24 protein-coding genes are annotated in these 24,223 nt (G+C 64.6%); 9 read left to right on the top strand and 15 right to left on the bottom strand.

Features of this window, described 5'->3' with window-relative positions; genetic code table 11:
- The first annotated feature begins 15 nt into the window (after positions 1 to 15).
- Positions 16 to 348 (top strand): hypothetical protein, encoded by a 333-nt coding sequence (locus F8237_RS12680; protein ID WP_151645107.1) that lies wholly within the window; start codon positions 16 to 18, stop codon positions 346 to 348.
- Between the two features lie 21 nt (positions 349 to 369).
- On the opposite strand, the gene F8237_RS12675 is transcribed toward F8237_RS12680, so the two are convergent.
- Positions 370 to 1,581, bottom strand: coding sequence for an AlbA family DNA-binding domain-containing protein (locus tag F8237_RS12675; RefSeq protein WP_151645105.1), 1,212 nt, complete (start codon positions 1,579 to 1,581; stop codon positions 370 to 372).
- 91 nt (positions 1,582 to 1,672) lie between these two features.
- Complete coding sequence (locus F8237_RS12670; RefSeq protein ID WP_151645103.1) at positions 1,673 to 2,131, bottom strand: hypothetical protein; 459 nt, start codon at positions 2,129 to 2,131, stop codon at positions 1,673 to 1,675.
- A gap of 270 nt (positions 2,132 to 2,401) precedes the next feature.
- On the opposite strand from F8237_RS12670, the gene F8237_RS12665 reads away from it, so the two are divergent.
- Entirely contained in the window at positions 2,402 to 2,740 is a 339-nt protein-coding gene (locus F8237_RS12665) for a hypothetical protein (protein WP_151645102.1), read from the top strand.
- A 4-nt stretch (positions 2,741 to 2,744) separates the two neighbouring features.
- Here F8237_RS12665 and F8237_RS12660 read toward each other — a convergent pair whose 3' ends face one another.
- Positions 2,745 to 2,933, bottom strand: coding sequence for a hypothetical protein (locus F8237_RS12660; RefSeq protein WP_151645100.1), 189 nt, complete (start codon positions 2,931 to 2,933; stop codon positions 2,745 to 2,747).
- 816 nt (positions 2,934 to 3,749) lie between these two features.
- Here F8237_RS12660 and F8237_RS12655 point away from each other — a divergent pair.
- The gene (locus F8237_RS12655) at positions 3,750 to 4,181 is read left to right on the top strand and encodes a hypothetical protein (RefSeq protein ID WP_151645098.1); all 432 of its coding nucleotides are present in this window, start codon (positions 3,750 to 3,752) and stop codon (positions 4,179 to 4,181) included.
- 135 nt (positions 4,182 to 4,316) lie between these two features.
- Here the strand turns inward: F8237_RS12655 and F8237_RS12650 are convergent, their stop codons facing one another.
- Complete coding sequence (locus F8237_RS12650) at positions 4,317 to 5,096, bottom strand: DUF2865 domain-containing protein (RefSeq protein ID WP_162006017.1); 780 nt, start codon at positions 5,094 to 5,096, stop codon at positions 4,317 to 4,319.
- Between the two features lie 297 nt (positions 5,097 to 5,393).
- Positions 5,394 to 5,957, bottom strand: coding sequence for an orotate phosphoribosyltransferase (gene pyrE / locus F8237_RS12645; protein WP_151645096.1), 564 nt, complete (start codon positions 5,955 to 5,957; stop codon positions 5,394 to 5,396).
- 185 nt (positions 5,958 to 6,142) lie between these two features.
- On the opposite strand from pyrE, the gene F8237_RS12640 reads away from it, so the two are divergent.
- Complete coding sequence (locus F8237_RS12640) at positions 6,143 to 6,769, top strand: glutathione S-transferase family protein (protein ID WP_151645094.1); 627 nt, start codon at positions 6,143 to 6,145, stop codon at positions 6,767 to 6,769.
- 140 nt (positions 6,770 to 6,909) lie between these two features.
- Here F8237_RS12640 and F8237_RS12635 read toward each other — a convergent pair whose 3' ends face one another.
- The 4 genes from F8237_RS12635 to F8237_RS12615 form a co-directional block, all read right to left on the bottom strand.
- Positions 6,910 to 7,551, bottom strand: coding sequence for a LysE family translocator (locus F8237_RS12635; protein WP_151645092.1), 642 nt, complete (start codon positions 7,549 to 7,551; stop codon positions 6,910 to 6,912).
- 95 nt (positions 7,552 to 7,646) lie between these two features.
- Positions 7,647 to 8,189 (bottom strand): NADPH-dependent FMN reductase, encoded by a 543-nt coding sequence (locus F8237_RS12630; protein ID WP_151645090.1) that lies wholly within the window; start codon positions 8,187 to 8,189, stop codon positions 7,647 to 7,649.
- 16 nt (positions 8,190 to 8,205) lie between these two features.
- The gene (gene polA / locus F8237_RS12625) at positions 8,206 to 11,247 is read right to left on the bottom strand and encodes a DNA polymerase I (RefSeq protein WP_151645088.1); all 3,042 of its coding nucleotides are present in this window, start codon (positions 11,245 to 11,247) and stop codon (positions 8,206 to 8,208) included.
- 208 nt (positions 11,248 to 11,455) lie between these two features.
- A complete protein-coding gene (locus F8237_RS12615) occupies positions 11,456 to 12,523 on the bottom strand; it encodes an acyltransferase family protein (RefSeq protein ID WP_151645085.1) in 1,068 nt (355 codons plus the stop codon).
- A 192-nt stretch (positions 12,524 to 12,715) separates the two neighbouring features.
- On the opposite strand from F8237_RS12615, the gene F8237_RS12610 reads away from it, so the two are divergent.
- The 4 genes from F8237_RS12610 (at position 12,716) to F8237_RS12595 (ending at position 18,981) form a co-directional block, all read left to right on the top strand.
- Complete coding sequence (locus tag F8237_RS12610; RefSeq protein WP_151645082.1) at positions 12,716 to 14,032, top strand: UDP-glucose dehydrogenase family protein; 1,317 nt, start codon at positions 12,716 to 12,718, stop codon at positions 14,030 to 14,032.
- A gap of 143 nt (positions 14,033 to 14,175) precedes the next feature.
- Positions 14,176 to 16,650 (top strand): ATP-dependent helicase HrpB, encoded by a 2,475-nt coding sequence (gene hrpB / locus F8237_RS12605; RefSeq protein WP_162006368.1) that lies wholly within the window; start codon positions 14,176 to 14,178, stop codon positions 16,648 to 16,650.
- Between the two features lie 128 nt (positions 16,651 to 16,778).
- Entirely contained in the window at positions 16,779 to 17,291 is a 513-nt protein-coding gene (locus F8237_RS12600) for a TIGR02281 family clan AA aspartic protease (RefSeq protein WP_162006016.1), read from the top strand.
- Between the two features lie 190 nt (positions 17,292 to 17,481).
- Positions 17,482 to 18,981 carry a phosphomannomutase/phosphoglucomutase gene (locus F8237_RS12595; protein ID WP_151645078.1) on the top strand — a complete coding sequence of 500 codons (1,500 nt, stop codon included), beginning with the start codon at positions 17,482 to 17,484 and terminating at the stop codon, positions 18,979 to 18,981.
- Positions 18,982 to 19,157: 176 nt separating this feature from the next.
- Here F8237_RS12595 and F8237_RS12590 read toward each other — a convergent pair whose 3' ends face one another.
- The 3 genes from F8237_RS12590 to F8237_RS12580 form a co-directional block, all read right to left on the bottom strand.
- Positions 19,158 to 20,627 carry a methyl-accepting chemotaxis protein gene (locus tag F8237_RS12590; RefSeq protein WP_151645076.1) on the bottom strand — a complete coding sequence of 490 codons (1,470 nt, stop codon included), beginning with the start codon at positions 20,625 to 20,627 and terminating at the stop codon, positions 19,158 to 19,160.
- Positions 20,628 to 20,643: 16 nt separating this feature from the next.
- Positions 20,644 to 20,964, bottom strand: coding sequence for a hypothetical protein (locus F8237_RS12585; RefSeq protein WP_244626116.1), 321 nt, complete (start codon positions 20,962 to 20,964; stop codon positions 20,644 to 20,646).
- A gap of 105 nt (positions 20,965 to 21,069) precedes the next feature.
- Entirely contained in the window at positions 21,070 to 21,372 is a 303-nt protein-coding gene (locus F8237_RS12580; protein ID WP_374761632.1) for a sterol desaturase family protein, read from the bottom strand.
- Between F8237_RS12580 and F8237_RS12575 the strand changes: the two genes are divergently transcribed.
- Complete coding sequence (locus F8237_RS12575) at positions 21,353 to 21,730, top strand: ATP-binding protein (protein ID WP_310473112.1); 378 nt, start codon at positions 21,353 to 21,355, stop codon at positions 21,728 to 21,730. The genes F8237_RS12580 and F8237_RS12575 overlap by 20 nt on opposite strands.
- Positions 21,731 to 21,733: 3 nt before the next feature.
- Here the strand turns inward: F8237_RS12575 and F8237_RS12570 are convergent, their stop codons facing one another.
- The 3 genes from F8237_RS12570 to nudC form a co-directional block, all read right to left on the bottom strand.
- Entirely contained in the window at positions 21,734 to 22,243 is a 510-nt protein-coding gene (locus F8237_RS12570; protein ID WP_151645072.1) for an Lrp/AsnC family transcriptional regulator, read from the bottom strand.
- A gap of 67 nt (positions 22,244 to 22,310) precedes the next feature.
- Positions 22,311 to 23,249: a sugar kinase gene (locus F8237_RS12565; protein WP_151645070.1), complete on the bottom strand. Its 939-nt coding sequence runs from the start codon at positions 23,247 to 23,249 to the stop codon at positions 22,311 to 22,313.
- Positions 23,250 to 23,270: 21 nt separating this feature from the next.
- Entirely contained in the window at positions 23,271 to 24,215 is a 945-nt protein-coding gene (gene nudC / locus F8237_RS12560) for an NAD(+) diphosphatase (RefSeq protein WP_151645068.1), read from the bottom strand.
- Positions 24,216 to 24,223: the final 8 nt, after the last annotated feature.

Genomic DNA, 24,223 nt, shown 5'->3' with positions numbered 1-24,223 from the left:
TAGGGTGAGGCGCCAATGCGATTAACACTCATCTTTGCCTTTTCATTGTTGCTTGCAGCGTGCGCCTCCCGAGCGGAGGTTCGTGAGGAGGCAGAAACGAACGCTCGTCAGGCAGCAGACTGCATCAATCGGGAAGCCATCACCGTGGCCCCAGTGGCATCAGATTTGGATGTTGCTGCGGCGACGGTCGTCGCGAGGTGCGGCGCGTACACTGGGGCTCTTCGGCGCGACCTCACTTCGAAGTACCCGGGCTATCGTGACTACATGGAACCGAAATTGCGCGAGGCCGACGAGCTTTATTTGGCGCAAGCCCGGCTCACCGTCATGCGTGTTCGACAGCCGCAATAGATTTCCCGCTCTAGCCGGTACTCAGCGCCGCTGGAACGGGACGAAAACACCACTCGCATCGAACACGGGAGAGCCGGGCGTGCCGCCGGCATTAGCGAGCTGATCGAGGATCGGGCGGATCACGTTGGCGCACTCTGCCGCATCCGCCGGCTCCGTCTCGAAAATCACTTCGTCAAAGTGATACTGATCCCTGTCGAGCGGGCTGCTGAGGTTGTCATACCAGCTGGAATCTCGCGGATCACGTACGAGGTGGATTCTCATATCTTTCACTTCAAGCAGACTGACGAACACCGCGTAGGGCGGCTCAATGCTGTAAAACGCGAGATCGCGCAGAATGCGTTGCACTTCATTGATCAGATTGTCGTCGAGCCCCGAAATAATTGGCGTGCCGCTGCTGCGCGCGGCGAGAGTTGAAGTCAGCGTCTCAACGATGCCGTTGCGATAGAGCTGTAGATACGCGCGATGTTGGGCGGCTTGCTGATCCGCGTTCGATGTCTGGAGAATGCCTTCGAAGGTGATTCGCGAATTGGTGTATGACCGCGAGCCATAGGGCAAAAACGCGGTGTAATCTATCATGACTTTGCGAATAGGAACGGCCGCCAAGCCGACATCGAAAGCTGAGAGCGGAACAACATGAAGCGTGACGATGCCGCCATCCATCAGCTTAACCGGTGCCTCGCCTGCGGCGATCTTTGCCACGCGATCGAGCCGGAAATTCCGGATGCGCTCGGCGAGTTGAGGGCCGTTGTTGAACAGCGCGCGGAGTTCATTGACGTCCGGCTCATACTTGCCGGCCGCCGATCGCGCCCAGAACCTATTGCTGCCTTGGCGGATGATCCTGTGCGGCGAATTGAAGCTCCGCGGCACACGAACCAACAGGACGTTGCCGCCGACTGCGATCGGGATCGGATGAAAAGTGAGGTTCGTGATGCGTGGTTGGAGCCCGCCTCGCGCGCTCTGCTCTAAGCGCAAAATCTCCGGGTCCATCGGCATCGTGAGCGGCGTGATGGTCGAGGGGGTGCCGTTGGCCGCATCCATGCCGAGCAGCAAGTCACCGCCCGCGGTGTTCGCAAATGACGAGATGTCAGCAAGCCATTCCGAGAGATCGGCGTGCGCGTTGCCGTAGCTATCCCGCTTGTAGTCGATCGTGCGGCTTTCCGCGGCGCCTGCGGCGATTAACGCCAAGAGCCGGGCTTCATCAATCTGATCGAGCGGCACGTTTAGAAGAGCCATTGAAATCTCCCCGCGCGGACGATGCCTAGCCCCACATACCCGGCTCGCGTTTGCGCAATCAAGCGGCGTCCGCGATCCGCCTCGTGCGGCGTCAATTTTGACCGAAGATCGACTCTATGATTCTCAGATACCACCATCGCCAAAGGGGCACCTGATAGAAGAGGTTCGTGCTCGGCAGAAACGGGGGATCGACGGTCTCGATATATTGACCGTCGACCATTGCATATTCCGTCTTGGCCTCGTTTACCGCGCCGATCCTGCATCGCCAATTGATGGTGTCGCGAACCGCGCAGTTACTGTACCGCGTCGGCGAGTTGTCACCGATCCAATAGATCACGAGCTGCTGCTCGGGGAAAACCTTAAACGTCGGGGGGATCGAGGTTTGCTCTTGGTCTCGCTTGCATTCGCCCGCGACCCGATTGACCTTGCAAAACATATTGTAGACCGTGACCTCGCCGTGCATGCGATCGAAGGTCGGCCAGATGAAAAATCCGGCTAACGCGAGAAGCAGCGCGCCGAAAAGCCAGCTCGCCAATTTTTTCCCCGGCATCCCCTTCCATCGTAATCGCCCCGCGTCGCCGCTTCCCCACGCTCAACTTAAACGGGCTCTGGAACTCCGACAAGTCAGGAGGCTACTACGGGAGCACGATGATCCGCGTCGACTTGCGCAGCGCCTCGACCTCCAACGCCCCATCGCACGCGTCTTTGAAAGCCATCTCTTCGGGCATGCGCAACTCGTGATCTCGCGCCGTCGCGAGCGGCGAGACGATCCGAAAGACCCAGTAGCCGCTTGCGGCCGTGCTTCTCGAAGTACCGGCCGATGTCGATCCTCGCTTCGTCTGTCATGGGCAGTCAATTTCCTGTGGACAGCCTAGCGACATCGCTTTTTGGCCTCGGTCTCCGGGAAAGCTGGTCGCTTCATTGGCAGCGTGAGAAAGCCATCATGCGGATCGTCATTATCGCGTTCGACGCAGTTGATCGTCTGGCCGTAGATCGATTGTACATGGAGTGGTGGCGAGCACGACGCCGCAGTGATTTGCAGCCGTCCATCCTTGGCCGTGCGGCCGGCAACAGGGTGACGCTGACGGTCGATTCTGAGTTCGTCCCGGAGCTGCAAAAAGCTGGCGTCGCATTCGAGGTCCAGTCGGCGGCAGCCTGACGCCCTAGGTGTCAGGCCTGATCATGCTGCCTAGCAAGCCATTCGCGCGGGCTGAGGCGGCCGTGTAGAGGTTGGCGGCTTTCAACGCCTTGGCTGTGTCCCGTGACTGTATCGCGCTCTTAAAGCGCGCCTTGCCCCACGCCTCGATCCGGCTGAGCCTGAGAATGAGCGGCGACTTCCATCGCTTCGTCATGTGAATCTCTCCTCGCTTGCGGTGTATTGGAGCACGAGCGCGTCACGGAGGGTAGTTTTGAAATCGTCCCGGGCCTTTCTCGTTTTCAGAAACAGACCTCAGAACCTAATAGCGAGCACGTCCCAGGGCACATAGCGTTTTTGACACTGCCCGCGATTGAGGGTCCTTACCCGGTAGCTCGATCCACCCACTTCCGCCTCCCTCCCCACGCGCCCCGCGGCACAGGCCCAGTCGCGCGGCGTGGCGAGATCACTGTTCGTTCGTCTCAACGCTTCCTTCACCACGATCTTGCCTACGGCGAGGGCAGCATGGCCGATCGTGGTTAACCCACCGCGGATAATCTCCGTTATGGAATCTTTTCGGCCTCGCGCAAGCCGCGTGCCAGCCTGTTTGATGGGCAAACGCATAGCTCTAGCGAAACGGCCGAAGCCATGTGCCCAGCGCATTTACGATCCGTTAACGCTCGCGCCGGTTATGGCTCGCAGGCCCGATGCAGGGCCAACGCTCTTTCCGTGTCTGGCGGTCTTTGTAGCGGAAGACCCAGCTCGCCTAGCCCGGCGCTGACACTTGCAGAATCAAGCCGCCGCCGTCAGAATGTTTACCCTTTGTTCGCATAAGCCGGTCAAGCTCGCCAGCCCGTATAGGCTCAATCGCCATGGTATCTTTCCGCGCCGCTTTCCGCGTTTGTAGCTCTTATCCTGAGATATCTCAAATGGTCCTCAGTGATCTTGGTTACAGAAAACTGAGGAGTGCTAATGGGTTACGTGATCGCGCGTTATCCTGAGTAATCCTGAGATATCAGTTTCTGAGGTCTACATGTCCACCATTGCCTTCGATCAATTCGCGCTCACCCGGATCGCCGATTTCGCGCGTTCGCTGTCGCGGCTGCACCAGGCGGCGCGGCGCTACGCGGTCGATGACGACCAGTTCGACCGCGAGTTCAACGCGGTGTGCCAGTCGATCTGGGGCTACACCATCGACGATGTCAGCGATGACCTGTTCTCGCCCGACGACCATCTGTTCCTCGATACGCTCGATGAAGCGCAGGCGCGCATCTTCGCGGCCGAGCAGGGGTATGACCTCGTCGACGATCAGGGCATGCTGACCGATTGGTGGGGTTTCTGCTGGATGATCCTGGCCGAGAAGCGCGGCCTGCTGACGGCGGACAACCGCGCCGCCGCGCGCGCGGCGATCGAGGAGAAATACTTGGCGGCACCGAATGTGATCGGGGTGATTATCGGGAGATAGTCGCGTGCCCCGGACGCGGTGCAGCGCTTCTTCAGCGGTGCGCTGCAGAGCCGGGGCCATTGGTGAGGCATTCTGGGTCCCGGCTCTGCGCAGCAGCGTTTCACGCTGTAGCGCGTCCGGGACAAGAGCCCCAGCCTAATCCAATCCCGCCCGCTTCGCCGATTTCTGCGCCGTCGCCTTCGGCAGCGTCACATCAGGTAGCGCCTCACGCACGATCTCGGACGATGCCGGCGCATCTGCCGACACCGTCTCTGCCCGCACCGGCGCCACCTTCATCTCGCCGAGCCGTGCGCGGACCTGCGCGGTGAGGCCGGGATAGGAGGCGACCGGGGTGAAGTCGGCGGCCTGGTCGTTGCCGACGCGGATGCCGGTATAGGCGACGAGACCGTCGGTGGTGGCGATCACGTCGCCGGCCTTCAACGAGGAATCCAGCGCGAGATCGACCGGAGCGAGGCCGACCGGCTCACGGCCGTTGCAGGTGCAGTCCGAACGCAGCGCCTTGCGATAGGCGAACGCGTTATCGCTGTCGGCATAGCGCTCGCCGGTCTGTGAGGCGGCGCCGTCGATCGAGGTGCCGAAATAGACCTTGGTCGTGCTGGCGGGACAGAACGCCTGACACATCTGGGCGGGCGAGGCGAGGCCGCGCATCAGCGGAAAATACTTGCCGTCGCAGCTGCGCACGCAGAAGGCCGGGCCGGAGCCGCCGGCGGCAGCCGCACGCGTCGGCGGCACGTATTGCGGGGGCGCATTCTGCTGGCCGGTGAAGGGATCGGCGTAGGAACTCGCCTGCTGCGGCACCTCACGCTGCGGCCGCTTCTGCTGCACGCCGCCGAAGAAGAAGTCGAACAGGCCTTCGGCCGAAACCGGGGCGGGAGCCGCAAGCAGCGGGGCTGCCAGGGCGGCGGCCACAAGCATCGCGCGACGCCGCTGGCGCGCATGGGACATGACTGTACGCAACGCTCACTCCACCCGACGCTACCGAACCGGGCCGGGACCCTCAGGTCTCAGCAGATGATTCACCATAGAGCGGGATGGTAAATGAGCGGTTGAGGCGGCCGTTCCTGGCGGACTCTCGTACCCCGGACGCTGCGCAGCGCGCCGCCCTTCGCGGCGTGATGCGCTGCAGAGCCGGGGCCCATGCTCGCGACATTCTGGGTCCCGGCTCTGCGTCGCGTCACTTCGTGCCGCGCCGCGTCCGGGACACGAGGGCGGTCAAGCCTTCAGGAATTCAGACGCCTTGTACAGCGAGCGGAACGGCAGGCCGGCCGCACCGAACGTGTCGGTGGCGCCTTCCTCGCGGTCGACCATGGTCAGCACCAGCACCACTTCGGCGCCGGTCTCGCGCACGGATTCCACCGCCTTCATCGCCGAGCCGCCGGTGGTGGTGACGTCCTCGACGATCACCACGCGCTTGCCGGCAAGCGTCTCGCCCTTGGGCAGCCCCTCGATCGCCAGCTTGGCGCCATGCTCCTTCGGCTTCTTGCGCACGAAGAACGCCGCGATCGGATGGCCCTTGATCCAGGAGATCTGCGCCAGCGCGCCGGCGAGCGGCACCGCGCCCATCTCGAGGCCGCCGATGAAGTCGAGCTTGTCGTCCTTCAGCGTCTCATAGGTCAGCTCGGCGAGCAGGGTCGCGCCCTCCGGGTCGAGCATGGTCGGCTTGAGGTTGAAGTAGAAATCGCTCTTGCGGCCCGACGCGAGCGTGACGTCACCGCGGCCGAAGGAGCGCCGGCGGATGATTTCGAACAGGCGGGCGCGGGAGGCTGATTTCGACACGGCGGTCCCTCGGGAGCATTTTTTGAAGGTGGCGGAATTTATCCGCGACGGTCGCGACATTCCAGAGGGGACAGGTCCAGTCAACAGGGATCGGCCGACGGTCGGCCATCCCGGTCCGCCAGTTGTGGGGGTACAGCCTTCCGGAGTAGTGGAGGGCCCAATCCTACTGGGGAAGGAAACCGGGCATGACCATCGAACTCCACACCTGGAACACGCCAAACGGCCGCAAGATCTCGGTCGCGCTGGAGGAAATGGGGCTGCCCTACAAGGTGGTCCCGGTGAACATCAGCAAGGGCGAGCAGATGGCGCCGGAGTTCCTCAAGCTCTCCCCGAACAACAAGATTCCCGCGATCGTCGACCCCGAGGGCCCGGACGGCAAGCCCGTCAGCATCTTCGAATCCGGCGCGATCCTGCTCTATCTCGGCGAAAAGACCGGCAAATTCCTGCCGAAATCGCTCTCGGAGCGCATTCCCGTCTACGAATGGCTGATGTGGCAGATGGGCGGCTTCGGCCCGATGCCCGGCCAGGTGCATCATTTCATCGCGCTCGAGAACGAGCAGGACCGCGCCTACGGCCTGAAGCGCTACATGGCCGAGACCCGCCGGCTCTACGGCGTGCTGGACCGCCGATTGGCGGAGCACGACTTCGTCGCCGGCGATCTCTCGGTTGCCGATTTCGCCATCCTCGGTTGGGCCTGGCGCCACCCTCGCCACAAGGTTGATCTGGCCGACTTCCCCAACGTCAAGCGCTGGTACGACGCCCTGATGGCGCGCCCGGCGGTGAAGCGGGGCATGGAGGCGAAGCTGGATTGAGGTTGGACGCTGTCGTCACCCGCCTTGTGCGCACTTGCGCACTGAGGCGGGTGACCAGTACTCCGTGACGCCAGTGATTGAGCCGAGAACCCGCGGGGTACTGGATGCCCCGCCTGCGCGGGGCATGACAGCGTCGCGCCTCACACCTTCCGCGCTTCCACCGCCATCCTGATCGCAAGCCCGGCCAGCACCGTGCCCATCAGCCAGCGCTGTACCAGCATCCAGCTCGGCCGGCTTGCCAGGAACAGCGCGATGGATCCGGCCGCGAGCGCGATCATGGCGTTGACGCTGACGCTGACGCTGATCGCGATCTGGATCGCGCCCAGCACCACCGACTGCGCCAGCACGCTGCCGGCGGTGGGATCGATGAACTGCGGCAGCAGCGCGAGATAAAGCATCGCGATCTTCGGATTGAGCAAATTGGTGACGAAACCCATGACGAACAGTTTGCGCGGGCTGTCGATCGCGAGCTGCTTCACCTGGAACGGCGAGCGGCCGCCCGGTTTCACCGCCTGCCACGCCAGCCAGAACAGATAACCCGCACCGGCAAAGCGGAGCGCGTCATAAGCGAAGGGAATGGCAAGCAGCAGCGCCGTGATTCCGAACGCCGCGCACAGCATGTAGAACACGAAGCCAAGCGCCACCCCGCCGAGCGAGACGATGCCGGCCGCCGGCCCCTGCGTGATCGAGCGCGAGATCAGATAGATCATGTTCGGCCCGGGCGTCAGCACGAGACCGAGAGAGACGAGGGCGAAGCCGAGCAGGGCGGAGGTGTGGGGCATGAGCGAGCCGGTGCGGGAGATGGTTCGGTTCTAATATGCGAGGGATCGCGTCGCCATTACGCAATTGCTCGGAGGACATTCGCGCACGCGTCCTGTCAGGACGCCTCGGCCTGCGCTGCCCTGATGAATGCTGCAAAATCTTCCATCGCTGCGCGCAGCGGCTCCGCCAATGCGGGATCGGCGACGATCCCGTTCTCGTCCCAGGGGCGGCCCAACAGGGGCAGCGTCACGCAGGCGTTCCTCGCGATCCGGGCCGACATCGTCTCGAGAGTGAGCGTCAGCGCGGCCAGCGCATGTGTCGCGCGCGGCGAGGTGTTGATCAAGGCCACGGGCTTGTCGGGAAATTCATGGCTCCCGACCAGCCAATCGAGTGCGTTCTTCAGCACGCCGGCGACACCGCGGGCATATTCGGGGCTGGAGATCAGGATGCCATCCACGCTTCCGACGAGGCCGCGCAATGCGCCGACCGGCGCAGGCACATCATCGCCATCAAGATCCGGATTGAAGAAGGGCAATTCCTCAATCCCCCGGAAGAGGACAATCTCGACATCGGCGGGTGCGACCCGCGCTGCCGCGCGCAGCACGGCTGTATTGCTCGAACCCGCGCGCAGGCTGCCCGAGACGGCGGCGATCTTCATCGGGCTTCTCCGGCCGTCAGTGCGCCTCGTCCCAATTATTCGCCGCACGCGCATCGACATGCAGCGGCACGGACAGCAGCACCGCCGGGAACGGCGCGTCCTGCATCACATGCTGCACGACCGGCAGCGTCGCCGCGACCTCGGCGTCCGGGACCTCGAAGATCAGTTCGTCGTGCACCTGGAGCAGCATCTGTGCCGAGAGTTTCTTCTCGGCGAGCGCGTCTTCCACCCGAATCATGGCGCGGCGAATGATGTCGGCGGCGGTGCCCTGCAGCCGTGCGTTGATCGCGGCGCGTTCGTTGAACGCGCGCACCGAAGCGTTCGAGGCCTTGATGTCGGGATAGTACATCTTCCGGCCGAACAGCGTGGTGACATAGCCGTGGCTGCGGCAGAAATCGCGCGTCTCGTCCATATAGGCGCGGATGCCGGGGAAACGCTCGAAGTACTTCTTGATGTAGGCGGAGGCCTCTTCGCGCGCGATGCCGAGCTGATTGGCGAGGCCGAACGCCGAGATGCCGTAGATGATGCCGAAATTGATTGCTTTCGCACGGCGGCGGATTTCGCTCGGCATGCCCGCGATCGGCACGCCGAACATTTCGGAGGCCGTCATGGCGTGAATGTCGAGGCCGTCCTTGAACGCCTGCTTGAGCACGGGGATGTCGGCGATCTCCGCCAGCAGCCGCAACTCGATCTGCGAATAGTCGGCGGAGACGAGCTTGTGGCCGGGGCTGGCGATGAAAGCGCGGCGGATCTTGCGGCCGTCCTCGGTGCGCACCGGAATGTTCTGCAGGTTAGGCTCGTTCGACGACAGCCGGCCCGTCGTGGTCGCAGCCAACGCGTAGGTCGTGTGCACGCGATGGGTCTGCGGATTGACGTAGGTTGGCAGCGCGTCGGTATAGGTCGATTTCAACTTCGAGACCTGGCGCCACTCCAGAATCTTCCGCGGGAGGTCGTGGCCCTGCTCGGCGAGTTCGTCGAGCACCTGAGCGGTCGTCGACCACGCGCCGGTCTTGGTCTTGGTGCCGCCGGATAGTCCCATCTTGCCGAACAGGATGTCGCCGATCTGCTTGGGGCTGCCGACATTGACCGGCTCGCCCGCGATCTCCTGGATCTCGGCTTCGACGCGCGCCGCGGTCTGGGCGAAGTCGCCGGACAGTCGCGACAGCACCTGGCGGTCGATCGAGATGCCACGCCGCTCCATGCGTGCGAGCACCGCCACCAGCGGCCGCTCCAGCGTCTCGTAGACCGTGGTCATGTGCTCGGCAACGAGACGCGGCTTGAGCACGCGCCACGTGCGCAGGGTCATGTCGGCGCCTTCGGCCGACAGCGGCGCGGCCTTGTCGATCGGCACCTGGTCGAAGGTGATCTTGCCCTTGCCGCTACCGAGCAGCTCGCTCTCCTTCAGCATGGCATGCCCGAACCAGCGTTCGGACAACGAGTCCAGCTCATGCGAGCCGCGGCCGGCGTCGAGCACGTAGGAGATCAATTTCGCATCGTCGGTGTTGCGCAAGGTGATACCGTGCTGCGCCAGCATCACGGCGGTGAATTTGACGTCGAAGCCGATCTTGAGAATGCCCGATGCTTCCAGCACCGGCCGCAGCGCTTCGATCGCATCGGCATGCTTGACCTGGTCCGGCGCGAGGCCGGCGTCGAACAGGCCGGCGCCACCGCCGGACTGCTTGTGCGCCAGCGGCAGATAGCAGGCCTCGTTCGGCGCCAGCGCCAGCGCGATGCCGCAGAAATCGGCCTGCATCGGATCGATGGAGTTCGCACGGACCTCGATCGCGACATGGCCCGCATCGTGAATGCGCGTTATGAAGGCGTTCAGCTCGGCGAGGGTCTTGATGGTTTGATATCTGCCGCGATCGACCGGAAGCTTGCGCAAAGCCTCCTCGCGCGCCGCCGCAAGCGAGATTGGCGCGCCCTTGGGGCTCGCGGCCTTGTCGCCCTTGTCGCCGCCTTTGGCCGTTGCGGGAGGGGTCGCGAAGAGATCGCCTGATGTCCCCGACGAAACCGTCCTGGCCGCGCCGTCGCCGCCGCGGGCCTCGCTGCTGTTCGCCACGTCGGCGTCGACATTGGCGGGATCGATCTGCGAATAGTCGGCGACGCGGCGTGTCAGCGTGGTGAATTCCATCGCCTTGAGGAAGGCGATCAGCTTCCGCGCGTCGGGCTCGTGAACGGCGAGATCGTCGAGCGGCACCTCCAGCTCGACCTTGTCGTCGAGCAGCACCAGCTGGCGCGAGATCCGCGCCTTCTCGGCATTCTCGATCAGAGCCTCGCGCCGCTTCGGCTGCTTGATCTCCGTGGCACGGAACAGCAGCTGCTCGAGGTCGCCATATTCGACGATCAGCTGCGCCGCGGTCTTGATGCCGATGCCAGGTACGCCGGGCACGTTGTCGGTGGAATCGCCGGCGAGCGCCTGCACCTCGACCACCTTCTCCGGCGGCACCCCGAACTTCTCGATCACCTCGGGGATGCCGATGCGGCGATCCTTCATGGTGTCGTACATCGTGATCTTGTCGTTGACGAGCTGCATCAAATCCTTGTCGGAGGACACGATGGTCGTGGTGGCGCCGCGGTCGCTGGCCTGCCGGGCATAGGTCGCGATCAGATCGTCGGCCTCGAAGCCGCCTTGCTCCAGGCAAGGCAAATCGAAGGCGCGCACGGCCTCGCGGATCAGCGCGAATTGCGGAATCAGATCGTCAGGCGCCGGCGGCCGGTGCGCCTTGTACTCGGGATAGATCTTGTTGCGGAACGTGACTTCGGACTTGTCGAACACGATCGCCAGATGCGTCGGCCGGTTGTCGGCGGGCATGTCGCGGAGCAGCTTCCACAGCATGTTGCAGAAGCCGAGCACGGCGTTGACCTGCAAGCCGTCGGACTTGCGGTTCAGCGGCGGCAGCGCGTGATAGGCGCGGAAGATGTAGCCGGAACCGTCGACCAGGAAGATGTGGTCGCCCTTGCCGGCTGCTCTAGCTGCGACCGGTTTGGCAGCAGCTGTCGCAGCAGCGGGCTTGGAATCGGCTTTGGCGGCGGTCTTCGGGGCGGTTTTGGGCATGGCCGCAATGTATGAATTTTTGCGGACTTTGACAGCCTTGGGAGGGGGATTTTTGGTTTGCGGATGCTTCTATCCCCACTGTCGTTCCCCGCATCCCCGCTGTCATTCCCCGCGAAAGCGGGGAATCCAGTACGCTGCGGCTTCTCGGCTCAATCAGCGACGTCTCGGCGTACTGGGTCGCCCGGTCAAGCCGGGCGACGACAGCGAGCTACTCTGCCGCCTGCAACGCCGGCCCCGCCTTCTTCGGCGAGATCCAGAATGCATCCGGTCGCTCGAACAGGAAATCGGCGCCGAGACGCAAGGCTAGCTGCCAGATCGCCAGCGATCCGACCACGCCGACAATGGTGACGATCAGCGACACCGTGCCGATGTCGGGGATGATACCGGTGCGCAGCAGCAGCGTCCGCGTCGCGGCCATCGGCAGGAAGAACGCGAGATAGATCACGATCGAATGCTCGCCGCAGAAGCGGAAAAAGTTCAACCACTGGGGGCGCGCGAGCAGCGTGCCCATGGTGATGATGGCGCAGGCGCCGGCGAAGCCGAGCACGAGCGAGACGATCTTCCATTCGCTGGCACCGGTCTCGACGAGGCCGGCATTGACCAGCGCCCAGATCGCGAGCGCGGCCAATGCCAGCGGCGGCTGGCTGCGTGCGCGATCCGACAGCGCGAACACGTAAGGTGCGAACAGATAGCCCGAGTAGAAATAGACGAAGCGCGAGCAAAACTCGTCGATCGCGGTCCAGCCGGTTGTGATTCGCGCCGTCTCCAGCGCGGCTGCGATCAGCCAGATCGCCAGCGGCGGGAAGCGCCGTGTCAGTTTTGTGACGACGAAGAAGATCGGCAGCAGATAGATGAACCAGAGCGTGCCGAACGGCTCGATGAAGGATTCCAGATACAGCAAGCCAACGTCGCGCCAGCCCGTCTGCGCCGCGAAGGCCGGCGCCTTGAAGCCGAACTGGATTGTCACCCAGACGACATAGAAATAGGCGAAATGCACCACCTTGCGGTCGAGATAGGTTCGCCAGTCGCGATCGATCACCAACGGCAGGAACAGGCCCGAAATCAGGAAGAAATCCGGCATCCGGAACGGCTTTGCGAAGGCCACCAGCACATGCATGAAACCGGTCTCGCCGGCGGCGAGCTCGACCCCCAGCACAGAATGCATCATCACGACCATGACGATGCAGATGCCCTTGGCGTAGTCGATCCAGTCAACACGCGCGGCGGCCGGGGTGTTGACGCCCCCGCTTGCGGCGATTGTGCCGATTGCTGCCATGGTGTCCCTTTTCGAGGCGTGCTCCGCCCGGTTCTGTGCGGGCGTGAAGCAGTGTGGGGCCTTGCGGTTTACGATTTCTTTACCGGTACAATTCGCATGCCGGTTTTTGCGTGCCGCCTGTTCCCTCAGGCCGGGAAAGTGCTAAACCGCCCCGCATTGGGGTTTCGTTAACCAAGCCAAACAGGGTTTTTCATGCGCATCGCGATGATCGGAACGGGCTATGTGGGACTGGTGTCCGGAGCCTGCTTTGCGGATTTCGGTCACGACGTCACCTGCGTCGACAAGGACGAGAAGAAGATCGCGGCGCTTCATCGCGGCGAGATTCCGATCTACGAGCCCGGCCTCGATGAACTGGTCGCGACCAACGTCAAGGCCAAGCGTCTGGACTTCACCACCGACCTGTCGAAGCCGGTGGCGGATGCCGACGCCGTGTTCATCGCGGTCGGTACGCCCTCCCGCCGCGGTGATGGTCACGCCGATCTGTCCTATGTCTACGCCGCCGCGAAAGAGATCGCGCAGTCGCTGTCCGGATTCACCGTGGTGGTGACGAAGTCGACCGTGCCGGTCGGCACCGGCGACGAGGTCGAGCGCATCATCCGCGAGACCAATCCCGAGGCCGACGTCGTCGTCGCCTCCAATCCCGAATTCCTGCGCGAGGGCGCGGCGATCCGCGACTTCAAGTTTCCCGATCGCGTCGTGGTCGGCACCTCCGACGAGCGCGGCCGCAAGGTGATGGGCGACATCTATCGCCCGCTGTCACTGAACCAGGCGCCGCTGATGTTCACGGAACGCCGCACCGCCGAGATGATCAAATACGCCGCGAACGCGTTCCTCGCGACCAAGATCACCTTCATCAACGAGATCGCGGACCTCTCCGAGAAAGTCGGTGCCAACGTCCAGGAGGTCGCGCGCGGCATTGGCCTGGACAACCGCATCGGCACCAAGTTCCTGCATGCCGGTCCCGGCTTCGGCGGCTCGTGCTTCCCGAAGGACACCAAGGCGCTGATCAAGATCGCGCAGGACTACGACGTCTCCTTGCGCATCGTCGAATCCGTGCTGGCGGTCAACGAGAACCGCAAGCGCGCGATGGCGCGAAAAGTGAGCCAAGCGCTCGGCGGTAGCTTGCGCGGCAAGACCGTCGCGGTGCTCGGCCTCACCTTCAAGCCCGACACCGACGACATGCGCGACGCCCCGTCGATCCCGCTCGTCACCGGCCTGATCGATATGGGCGCGAAGGTGCGGGCGTTCGACCCGGTCGGCATGGAGCAGGCCAAGGGTGAACTCCCCAGCATCACCTATTGCGAGGATGCCTATTCCTGCGCCGAAGGCGCCGATGCGCTCGTCATCGTCACGGAATGGACGCAGTTCCGCGGCCTCGATCTCGACCGGCTGAAAGCGACCATGGTGCAGCCCGTCGTCGTCGACCTCCGCAATGTCTTCCGCCCGGAAGACATGCGTGCCGCCGGCTTCACCTACGAGAGCATCGGCCGTCCGTCCGCGCAGGGCTGATCGCTACATATGATTGTCATACCCCGCGAAGGCGGGGTATCCAGTAATCCCGATCATCGTGATGATTGGGACCTCAGTTTACTGGATCACCCGCCCCGGTGCGCAATCGCGCGCAAAGGCGGGTGATGACGGGACCCAAATCCTTGCCCCGCAGCTTCGACACGCCCCTCCCGATCGATGCCGTGCTCGACGACCTCTCGCGCAGGCTGGAGGCGCACAATGCCGCTGTGCTTGTAGCTCCTCCGGGCGCGGGCAAGACCACGCGTGTGCCGCTGGCGCTGCTCGATGCGCCCTGGGCCAAGGGGAAGAAGATCATCGTGCTGGAGCCGCGCCGCATCGCTGCGCGCGCCAGCGCCGATCGCATGGCCAAGTCGCTTCATGAACGCGCCGGTGAAACCGTCGGTTACCGCGTCCGCTTCGGCTCGAAAATCTCGCGTGCGACCCGCATCGAGGTCGTGACCGAGGGCATCTTCACCCGCCAGATTCTCGACGATCCCGAGCTTTCCGGCATTGCTGCAATCCTGTTCGACGAATTCCACGAGCGCTCGCTCGATGCCGATATGGGCCTTGCGCTGGCTCGCGATGCGCAAACCGGCCTGCGCGAGGATCTCCGCATCCTGGTGATGTCGGCGACGCTCGACGGCGCGCGCGTTGCAAAGTTGCTGGGCGACGCGCCTGTCGTCGAGAGCGAAGGCCGCGCCTTTCCGGTCGAGACGCGCTATCTCGGCCGCAAAGCCGATGCGCCGATCGAGCGGCAGATGGCGGATGCGATCGCGTCCGCGCTACGGGCTGACAGTGGCTCGGTGCTGGCGTTCCTGCCGGGCGCCGCCGAAATCCGCCACACCCAGAATTTTCTGGCCGAGCGCGTGCAGGATGCCAGCATCGAGATCGTGCCGCTGTTCGGCGCGCTCGACGCCGCTGTGCAGGACCGCGCCATCTCACCCGCGCCCAAGGGCACGCGCAAGGTGGTGCTGGCGACCTCGATCGCGGAGACGTCACTCACCATCGAAGGCGTCCGCATCGTGGTCGATTCCGGTCTCGCCCGCGTGCCGCGCTACGAGCCCGACATCGGCCTGACCCGGCTCGAGACCGTGCGCGTCTCGCGCGCGGCGGCGGATCAGCGCCGCGGCCGCGCCGGCCGCACCGAGCCGGGCATCTGCTACAGGCTTTGGGACGAGCCGCAGACCGCCGCGCTCGCGCCGTACACCCAGCCCGAGATTTTGAGCGCCGACCTGTCCTCGCTGGTGCTCGATCTCGCGCAATGGGGAGTCGCCGATCCCGCCGCGCTGTCGTTTCTCGATCCGCCGCCGCAGCCGGCCTGGAAGGAGGCGAAAAGCCTGCTCTCGGAGCTCAACGCGCTCGACGGCGATGGCCGCATCACCGCGGAAGGCAAGAGCCTGCGCGCGCTGGCGCTGCCGCCGCGGCTCGCGCGCATGATCGTGGATTCACATCGTGAAGGCGCGGGCGAGGCCGCCGCCGAGATCGCCGCCATTCTCACCGAACGCGGCCTGGGCGGCGACAGCGCCGATCTCGAGCATCGGCGCGACCAGTTCCGCCGCGACCGTTCGCCGCGGGCCGCCAGCGCACGCGACCTGGCGCGGCGCTGGGCCTCGCAGGTCGCGGCGTCGGAAAAGGCAGGGTCGCACGAGGATCTCTCCACCGGCCTGATGCTCGCCTACGCCTTCCCGGATCGCGTCGCGCGCAACCGCGGCAACGGCAGCTTCGTGCTTGCCAACGGCCGCGGTGCCGCCGTCGAGCAGACCTCGTCGCTCGCCCGCGCGCCCTATATCGCGATCGGCGAAATGACGGGAACGGCGGCGAGCGGCCGCATATTGCTGGCCGCGCAAATCACGCAGGACGAGATCGAGCGGCACTTTGCCGAGCATATCGAAGCCGTCGACGACATTTCCTTCGATCGCGGCGCGATGGCGCTGCGCGCGCGGCGCAAGCGGGTGCTGCATGCAATCACGCTGTCCGAGGCGACGCTTGCGGTGTCGCCCTCGGAGGAGACCGCGCGGATCTTTGCCGACGGGCTGATCGCGGCGGGCCTCGATCGGTTGCCCTGGTCGAAGGCTGCAAAACAATGGCGCGACCGCGTCATGTTCCTGCGCAAGGCCGAGGGTGACAGCTGGCCCGATTTGTCGGACGCCGGGCTGATCGCGCGACGTGATGACTGGCTGGTGCCGGCGCTCTACGACAAGATCGCGCTCAAGGACATCTCGGCCGGCGATCTTTCCGATGCGCTGATGGCGCTGTTGCCCTGGGACATGCGCGCGCGGCTCGACCGTGAGGCGCCGACGCATTTCGAGGCGCCGACCGGCACCGTGCTTGCGATCGACTACGAGGCTGAGCAGGGGCCGACCATCGCGGTGCGGCTGCAGGAATTGTTCGGTCTCAACACCCATCCGTCGATTGCCGCCGGAAAGGTGCCGCTGGTGCTGGAATTGCTGTCGCCGGCGCAGCGGCCGGTGCAGGTGACGCGCGATCTCCCCGGTTTCTGGCGCGGCAGCTATGCCGGCGTGCGCTCCGACCTGCGCGGCCGCTACCCGCGCCATCCCTGGCCGGAGGATCCGGCAAGTGCGCTGCCGACCCGGCGGGTGAAGCCGCGCGGGACGTGAGAAGCCACGAACGCGCATTAACCGTTCGCTCATCCTTTTCGTCAAAATGACACCGGCCCGGCCGCGGCGTCGCTCGCGGACCGGCTTGGCACGTGGTGAAGTCGAGCTTTCGGCTCGGAAGTGGTGTGATGCGTAACATTATGATCATCGCGGCCATCATGATCGGCCTCGGCACGTTCATGGCGCAGATGGCGGACAGGATCAGTTCTGCCTCCGCGACGTCAGCACCGCGTGCAGCGGTCGCCGTTGCGGCCACGGCGCCGGCCGGAGGCCGCAGCCTCAATATCCCCCGCGACGGGCGCGGCCATTTTCAGACCGAAGGCCGTATCGACGGCCAGCGCATCGGCTTCATGATCGACACCGGCGCCTCCGTGGTGGCGCTGAACGAGACCTCCGCCGCCCGCTTCGGCCTGCGGCCTTCGCGCGGCGAGTACAACGCCACCGTCTCCACCGCCAACGGCACCATCAAGGCCGCCCGCACCCGTATCGCCATGCTGGAGGTCGGCGGTCTCATCGTGCGCGACGTCGACGCCATGGTGCTGCCCGACGAGGCGCTGTCCGAGAACCTGCTCGGCCTCTCCTTCCTGTCCCGCCTCAAGCGTTTTGAGTACGCCAACGGCCAGATGGTGCTGGAGCAGTAAGGGGTCTCCAGAGGCTCCTGCGACCGTATATTTCAAAAAACGTCTCTGTTTTGACTGCTCCCGCGGTCAGATTTCCCCCGTTACCAAACTGCCGCAATTATCATCCATAAGGCGCCAATCCCGCCTTCCGCTGCGGCCCGGCATTCGCTAAGGCTGCACCAATTCCCGCCATTTTCACGAGACCGTCTCAATGTTTCCCAAGCCGAAATCCGTATTGTTGCCCAACACCTACGCCTTCGAATCCGAGCCGATGGTGAAGGCCACGGGTTTCCGCGAATACGACGCGCGCTGGTTGTTCCAGAAGGAAATCAACCTGATGGGGATCCAGGCGCTCGGCATGGGGCTGGGTGCGCTGATCGCGGAGCTCGGCGTCAACCAGGAGATCGTCACCGGCCATGATTTCCGCGGCTATTCGGCCTCGATCAAATACGCGCTGATCTCCGGCCTGATGGCGGCCGGCTGCAAGGTACACGACATCGGGCTCGCGGTAACGCCGATGGCCTATTTCGCGCAGTTCGATCTCGACGTGCCCTGCTGCGCCATGGTCACCGCTTCGCACAACGACAATGGCTGGACCGGCGTGAAGATGGGTGCCAACCGCCCACTGACCTTCGGCCCCGACGAGATGACGCGGCTGAAGGAGATCGTGCTCAACGCCGATTTCAAGAACAAGGCCGGCGGCTCCTACCAGTTCCACGAAAACTATCCGGCGCGTTACATCGCCGATCTCACCAGCCGTCCGAAGCTGACGCGCAAGCTCAAGGTCGTCGCGGCCTGTGGCAACGGCACCGCCGGCGCATTCGCGCCGCAGGTGCTTGAAGCGATCGGCTGCGAGGTGATCCCGCTCGACACCGAGCTCGACTACACCTTCCCGAAATACAACCCCAATCCCGAAGACATGGAGATGCTGCACGCGATCCGCGACGCGGTGCTGCAGCACAAGGCCGATGTCGGCCTCGGCTTCGACGGTGACGGCGACCGCTGCGGCGTCGTCGACAACACCGGCGAGGAAATCTTCGCCGACAAGGTCGGCGTGATGCTGGCGCGCGACATGTCGGCGATCCACAAGGACGCGCAGTTCATCGTCGACGTGAAGTCGACCGGCCTGTTCATCACCGATCCGGTGTTGCAGAAGCAGGGCGCCAAGACCACCTATTGGAAGACCGGCCATTCCTACATGAAGCGCCGCACTCACGAGACCGGCGCGCTCGCCGGCTTCGAGAAGTCCGGCCATTTCTTCTTCAACAAGCCGTATGGACGCGGCTATGACGACGGCCTCGTCTCGGCGCTCGCGATCTGCGACATGCTCGACCGTGCGCCCGGCAAGTCGATGGCCGATCTGAAGAACGCGCTGCCGAAGACCTGGTCGTCGCCGACGATGTCGCCGCATTGCGCCGACGAGGTCAAATACGGCGTCATCGATCAGGTCGTGAAGCATTTCGAGGATCTACAGGCGAAGGGTGCGAAGATCGGCGGCCAGGCGATCCGCGATCTCGTCACCGTCAACGGCGTGCGGGTCACGGTTGAGGACGGCAGCTGGGGCCTGGTGCGCGCCTCCTCGAACAAGCCCGAGCTCGTCGTCGTGGTCGAGAGCCCGGTCTCCGAGCAGCGCATGCACGACATGTTCGAGATGGTGAACAGCGTGCTGCGCACCCATCCCGAAGTCGGCGAGTACAATCAGAAGATCTGAGCGGGGTCCGGAGCGCTCGCGCTTGCCGTATCCACTGCTGTCATCACCCGCCTTGTGCGCAATTGCGCACTGGAGCGGGTGATCCAGTACGCCGCAGCCTATCGATTCTAAAACTAGCGTCACGGAGTACTGGATCGCCCGGTCAAGCCGGGCGATGACCGCGTTCGTGTCGCGTCTCACGCCGTCCGCAGCGACCCCAGGAATTCATCCACCTCGGCCTTGAGACGCTCGGACTGCGACGACAGTCCGGCGGCCGCATGGTGCATCTTCGAGGCGGCGGCGCCGGCCTGTTCGGACGCCTTGCTGACGCCGACGATGTTGTCGTTCACTTCGCGCGTGCCGGTGGCGGCCTGTTGCAGGCTGCCGGCGATCTCGCGCGTCGCCAGCCCCTGCTGATCGACCGCTGTCGATATCTGGCCGGAAATCTCGTCGATCTCGGCGATCGTCGCGCCGATCGCCTGGATCGCGTTGACGGCATCGCTGGTCGCGCCCTGGATGCTCTGGATCTGCGCCGAGATCTCCTCGGTGGCTTTTGCGGTCTGGTTCGCCAGCGCCTTGACCTCGCTCGCGACCACCGCAAATCCTCGACCATGTTCGCCGGCGCGGGCGGCCTCGATGGTGGCGTTCAGTGCGAGCAAATTGGTCTGGCTCGCGATGTTCTGGATCAGGGTGACGACCTCGCCGATCTTCTGCGTGCCGATGGCGAGGCCCTCGACCACCTCATTGGTGCGGCGGGCCTCGCCCGCGGCCTTGGCCGCGATTTCGGCGGAGCGGGCGACCTGCTGGGTGATGCTGCCGACCGACGCGGTGAGCTCCTCGGTTGCGGCAGCGACCGTCTCGACATTGCTCGAGGCGTGGTTCGACGCCGAGGCCGCTGCGGCGGTCTGCCGCGCGGTCTCGGTGCTGTTATTGCTCATCGCGGATGACAGCTGCTGCACTTCGCTGGCGGCAACCGCCACCGCCTGCACGATGCCGCCGATGCTGCGCTCGAAATTGCTGGCCAGACGCTGTTTGGAGGCCTCGCGCTCGTCCTTTGCGCGCTGCTCGACCTCGCTACGCTCGTTGTTCGCGCGCGCTTCCGCCGCCATCGCGGCCTGTGCCTCGGCCGTCTTCATGGCCGTGGTCTCGAACAGTTCCTGGAGCTTGTGGGACAGCGCGATCAGCACGCCGGCTTCGATCAGCAGAATGACCGCATGCAGCACGACGCGGCCGAAATCGGAGCCGCCGGGATAGATCGCCGCGGGCAGCAGGAAGTTCAGTGCGATGTGATGCAGCGCCACAGCAACCGTCGCCGCGGCGATTGCACGGTAATCGCAATAGGCGACGATGCACGCCAGCGCCGCGAAGAAGTACATGTGCATGTCGATCTGCCAGGGGTTTCCCTCGAGCTGGTAGGTGAACATCGACACGCCGCTCATCAGTGCGACGGAGAACACGAGGCGCGTGGAAAGGCCGTTGCCGGACAGGCGCCAGGACAGGGTCGCGGCGAGCGCGAAGATGGCCATGAACATCGCGGGGATGAGCCAGGGCTTGCCGAGCGCCAGCCCGATCGTCACGCTGATCGGCACGTGCAGCCAAAGCGCCGCGACGAGGATCTTGCTGGTGGTCTGTCGCAGCGATTCCAGTCCGTCGTTCTCGACAATCATGTCGTCATCCCCAGAGCTATCTACCAAAGCATGCCGAAACCGCTTGCGCGTCCATCACGAACCAGGCGCCCGCCTCGTGCAGGCGAGCCAGTCCGTCATGGTCATCCGGGCGGACGACGAGGAGAGTGGGAAGGGCGGTTGCCCCAACGATCGCGGCTTGTGCCGATCCCGCAGCCTGAAAAACCTGCTGCGTGCTCCACCACGGCGGAAACGCAACTGCGACAATTGTCGCGCCCGGACGAACCTGTAAGGTGAGGGTTGCAAGTGCGATCCAGCCTGCGAGCAGCAACGCTGCCGCATTCGCCCAGGCAGGCCACCGCCGGGACGGAATCGCCATTTTCCCCTCCATGACCGAAATCTAGGCGATCGGACCTAATTCCCGGTAAATATCCGGTTAGGGGCGGGCTCGTAGGACTACTGTCCGCGTGCCGCCGCGCGGCGGTCAGCGGGGGATCTCGCCGCCCGTCGGCCCGAACAGCACGCGTAGCTTCGCGCTGGTGCCGCGCGCTCTCCAGGCATCGCCAAGCATGGCGATCCATTCGCCCAGCGCTATCCGGATCGGATTGAAGGACGGCGTGCCGCCGACGAGGCCGAAACGAAGCGGCTGGTCTCCGGGACGCTCCGCAAAGGTCCCGAACAGGCGATCGAACACGATCAGGATGCCGCCATAGTTCCGGTCGAGGCACTGCGGGTTGCAGGCATGGTGGACGCGATGATGGCCGGGCGTGTTGATCGATCTGGTCACGGATGAGCGCGCGCGGAACGCGGTCGTGCTCGGCGACCGGCTGGCGCTGCGGCGCATCCTCGCCAACGCGCTCGCCTATGGCCATGCCGCGCATGTCAGGACGGCGTTGAAGGACGGCGCGGTCGTCGTGTCGATCGACGACGAAGGGCCGGGCATTCCCGACGATCAGCGCCAGGCCGTGCTGGAGCCGTTCCTTCGGCTGGAGAAGTCCCGCAACCGTGCAACCGGCGGCGCAGGCCTCGGCCTCGCCGTGGTGCGCAGCCTGATCGAGGCCCATGGCGGAACGATCGGGATTGCCCCGGCCTCCGCCGGAGGGACGCGGGTCAATGTCGCGCTGCCGGTGTTTCAGCCGGCGTGAGACTCAGGCCGTAACCACCGCCGGGATCGGCAGCGTGGTCACGGACTTGATCTTCTCCATCGCAAAGCGCGAGGTGACGTTCTTCAGCGGAACGGCGCTGATCAGCTTCTTGTAGAAGATGTCATAGGCCTGCATGTCCGCGACCACGACGCGCAGCATGTAGTCGACGTCGCCGGCCATGCGGTAGAATTCCATCACTTCCGGCATCGCGCTGACGGCCTCGGCGAACTTCTTCAGCCAGGCGTCCGAATGGTCGGCGCTCTCCACCGACACGAACACGGAGATGCCGAGGCCGATCTTGTTCTGATCGACCAGCGCCACCCGCTTGATGATCACGCCGTCGGCCTCGAGCCGCTGGATGCGCTTCCAGCAAGGGGTCGATGACAGCCCGACGCGGTCGCCGATCTCGGCGACGGACAGGGAGGCATCGTCCTGGAGAACCATCAAAATCTTGCGGTCGATGGCGTCGAGGCGACGGCTGGTCCCGGGAACCTGGAGGGCCACATCAGTCATTGGAAGAACTTTGTTCCATTATGGAGGTCGCTTTACCTCATATATAGAAAAATCTTCTACCGCAAGCCTATAATCTTGGCGGCGCGTTTAGGGTTAGCTCTCGGTAACCGCGTAAAAACTCTTCAATTTCAAGACGCTGCGGGGCGGCGAGCCCGCCGCCATGGCGGGTGCATTTCAGTGCTGCGGCCGCCGCGGCGAATCGCAGCGCTTCCCGGACATCGCCACCTTCGGAGAGGTGCAGCGTGAACGCGCCGTGGAAGACGTCGCCGGCGCCGAGTGTGTCGATGGCTTCGACCGGAAAGGCCGGGGTCTCGTCCAGCTCGCCGGTTTCGTTCAGCCAGATGGTGCCGCGCGGACCGCGCGTGGCGGCCAGGAAGGCTGGCGTCAGCCTCGACAGATGGCGCAATGCCTCGCCGTCGTCGGCCACGCCGGTCGTCTCCTGCAGCTGCGCGCTAGCGAACAGCAGGTGCGAAGCGGTGGTGAGCAGGCCATCGGTCAGCGCCAAGGCGCGGTCGACGCCGACGACGACGGCAATGCCGCGGCGGCGTGCTTCGACACAGACCTCGGTACAGAACGCGGCGCAGCGGCTCTCGACCAGAACCGCCTGGCAATCGGCCAGCAACTCGCCGGCATCGGGCAGCTTCACGTTCCAGAGGCCGGGATCGCGATAGATCGTGAGTGTCCGTTCTCCGGAGGGCTCGATCATGATCGCAGAGACCGGCGTCGCGAGATCCGCCATGCGCACGATGTGCGTGGTCTCGATGCCCTCCTGCGCCATCCGTTCGAGAATGAAGCCGCTCGATGTTTCCCGCGCGTCGCCCATCGGTCCGGCGAAAGAGACGCGGCCGCCGAGCCGGGCGATCGCTATTGCCGCATTGAGTGCGTTGCCGCCGCAAATCTCGGCGAAATGGCTGGCGTTGGCCTTGCTGCCGCGTTCGGGCACGGTCTCGACCCGAAAGGTGAGATCGCGCACGGGAATGCCGACGCAGAGGATGCGCGGTGCCATCCCGGCCACCGGCGTCTCAGCTCAAGCGCCGCTCTTGTCGTGCACCCAGCGGCCGAGCAGATGATGGGCGATCGCGAAGGGATGCGGGCCGGCGAGCCCGTCCGGATGCGTCCGCGTCAGCATCAGGGCCGCCTCCTCGCGCGTGAACCATCGCGCGTCCTCCAGCTCGGAATGGTCGACGACGATGTCTTCGTTCAGCGCCCGCGCGCTGCAGCCGATCATCAGCGACGACGGGTAGGGCCACGGCTGGGTCATGTAATACTGCACGTCGGTGCAGCTGATGCCGGACTCTTCCAGGATCTCGCGGCGCACCGCGTCCTCGATGGTCTCGGCGGCCTCGACGAAGCCGGCGAGGCAGGAATACATGCCCGCCGGAAACTGCTTCTGGCGGCCGAGCAGGCACTTCTCGCCGGAAGCGACATGCATGATCACCACGGGATCGGTGCGGGGAAAATGCTCGGCCTTGCAAGTCGGGCATTCGCGCTTCCAGCCGCCTTCCTTCATCGCGCTGCGTGTGCCGCAATTGGCGCAATAGCCGTGGCGCTGATGCCAGCTCACCATCGACTTCGCCATCGCGACCGCCGAAAGCTCCTGTGGCGGGATCGCACCCTGCATCGCCATGCCGCGCAGCTCGGTGACGGTGTAGTCCTCGCGCCCGACCAGTTTCTCGGCCGCGGCCTGCGACAGACCCATGCCGAACATCGCGGCGCCGTCGCGCAAGCCTAAGAAGATCGTGCCGGGATTGGCGCCGCATTTCAGCGCCTCGTCGAGTCCCAGCAGCGCGCGCACCTGTTCGCCTTCGCGCTTCACCAGCAGAGAGTCGCGGTAGACGACATAGGCGCGCGACGACGGCTTCTGCTCCATCGCGAACAGCTTCTCGTCGTCGCGGCGCAGATGCGCGGCGCGATCGAGGATGTTGGTGACGAAGGCCGGCTGTCCCAGCGGAAACGAGTCGAATGCTGACATTATCGTTC

This window comes from Bradyrhizobium betae (assembly GCF_008932115.1).
GTDB lineage: Bacteria > Pseudomonadota > Alphaproteobacteria > Rhizobiales > Xanthobacteraceae > Bradyrhizobium > Bradyrhizobium betae.
Note: the sequence above shows the minus strand (reverse complement) of the source record. Positions and strands in the feature narration are given on the sequence as shown.

Coding starts and splice junctions, on each gene's coding strand:
- F8237_RS12655 (WP_151645098.1), top strand. CDS start 3,750: ATGTCCACCATTGCCTTCGATCAATTCGCGCTCACCCGGATCGCCGAT.
- F8237_RS12615 (WP_151645085.1), bottom strand. CDS start 12,523: ATGGCAGCAATCGGCACAATCGCCGCAAGCGGGGGCGTCAACACCCCG.
- F8237_RS12640 (WP_151645094.1), top strand. CDS start 6,143: ATGACCATCGAACTCCACACCTGGAACACGCCAAACGGCCGCAAGATC.
- F8237_RS12670 (WP_151645103.1), bottom strand. CDS start 2,131: ATGCCGGGGAAAAAATTGGCGAGCTGGCTTTTCGGCGCGCTGCTTCTC.
- F8237_RS12660 (WP_151645100.1), bottom strand. CDS start 2,933: ATGACGAAGCGATGGAAGTCGCCGCTCATTCTCAGGCTCAGCCGGATC.
- polA (WP_151645088.1), bottom strand. CDS start 11,247: ATGCCCAAAACCGCCCCGAAGACCGCCGCCAAAGCCGATTCCAAGCCC.
- F8237_RS12680 (WP_151645107.1), top strand. CDS start 16: ATGCGATTAACACTCATCTTTGCCTTTTCATTGTTGCTTGCAGCGTGC.
- F8237_RS12630 (WP_151645090.1), bottom strand. CDS start 8,189: ATGAAGATCGCCGCCGTCTCGGGCAGCCTGCGCGCGGGTTCGAGCAAT.
- F8237_RS12570 (WP_151645072.1), bottom strand. CDS start 22,243: ATGACTGATGTGGCCCTCCAGGTTCCCGGGACCAGCCGTCGCCTCGAC.
- F8237_RS12610 (WP_151645082.1), top strand. CDS start 12,716: ATGCGCATCGCGATGATCGGAACGGGCTATGTGGGACTGGTGTCCGGA.
- F8237_RS12565 (WP_151645070.1), bottom strand. CDS start 23,249: ATGGCACCGCGCATCCTCTGCGTCGGCATTCCCGTGCGCGATCTCACC.
- F8237_RS12595 (WP_151645078.1), top strand. CDS start 17,482: ATGTTTCCCAAGCCGAAATCCGTATTGTTGCCCAACACCTACGCCTTC.
- F8237_RS12650 (WP_162006017.1), bottom strand. CDS start 5,096: ATGCTTGTGGCCGCCGCCCTGGCAGCCCCGCTGCTTGCGGCTCCCGCC.
- nudC (WP_151645068.1), bottom strand. CDS start 24,215: ATGTCAGCATTCGACTCGTTTCCGCTGGGACAGCCGGCCTTCGTCACC.
- F8237_RS12635 (WP_151645092.1), bottom strand. CDS start 7,551: ATGCCCCACACCTCCGCCCTGCTCGGCTTCGCCCTCGTCTCTCTCGGT.
- F8237_RS12585 (WP_244626116.1), bottom strand. CDS start 20,964: ATGGCGATTCCGTCCCGGCGGTGGCCTGCCTGGGCGAATGCGGCAGCG.
- F8237_RS12600 (WP_162006016.1), top strand. CDS start 16,779: ATGCGTAACATTATGATCATCGCGGCCATCATGATCGGCCTCGGCACG.
- F8237_RS12665 (WP_151645102.1), top strand. CDS start 2,402: ATGTCGATCCTCGCTTCGTCTGTCATGGGCAGTCAATTTCCTGTGGAC.
- F8237_RS12675 (WP_151645105.1), bottom strand. CDS start 1,581: ATGGCTCTTCTAAACGTGCCGCTCGATCAGATTGATGAAGCCCGGCTC.
- F8237_RS12590 (WP_151645076.1), bottom strand. CDS start 20,627: ATGATTGTCGAGAACGACGGACTGGAATCGCTGCGACAGACCACCAGC.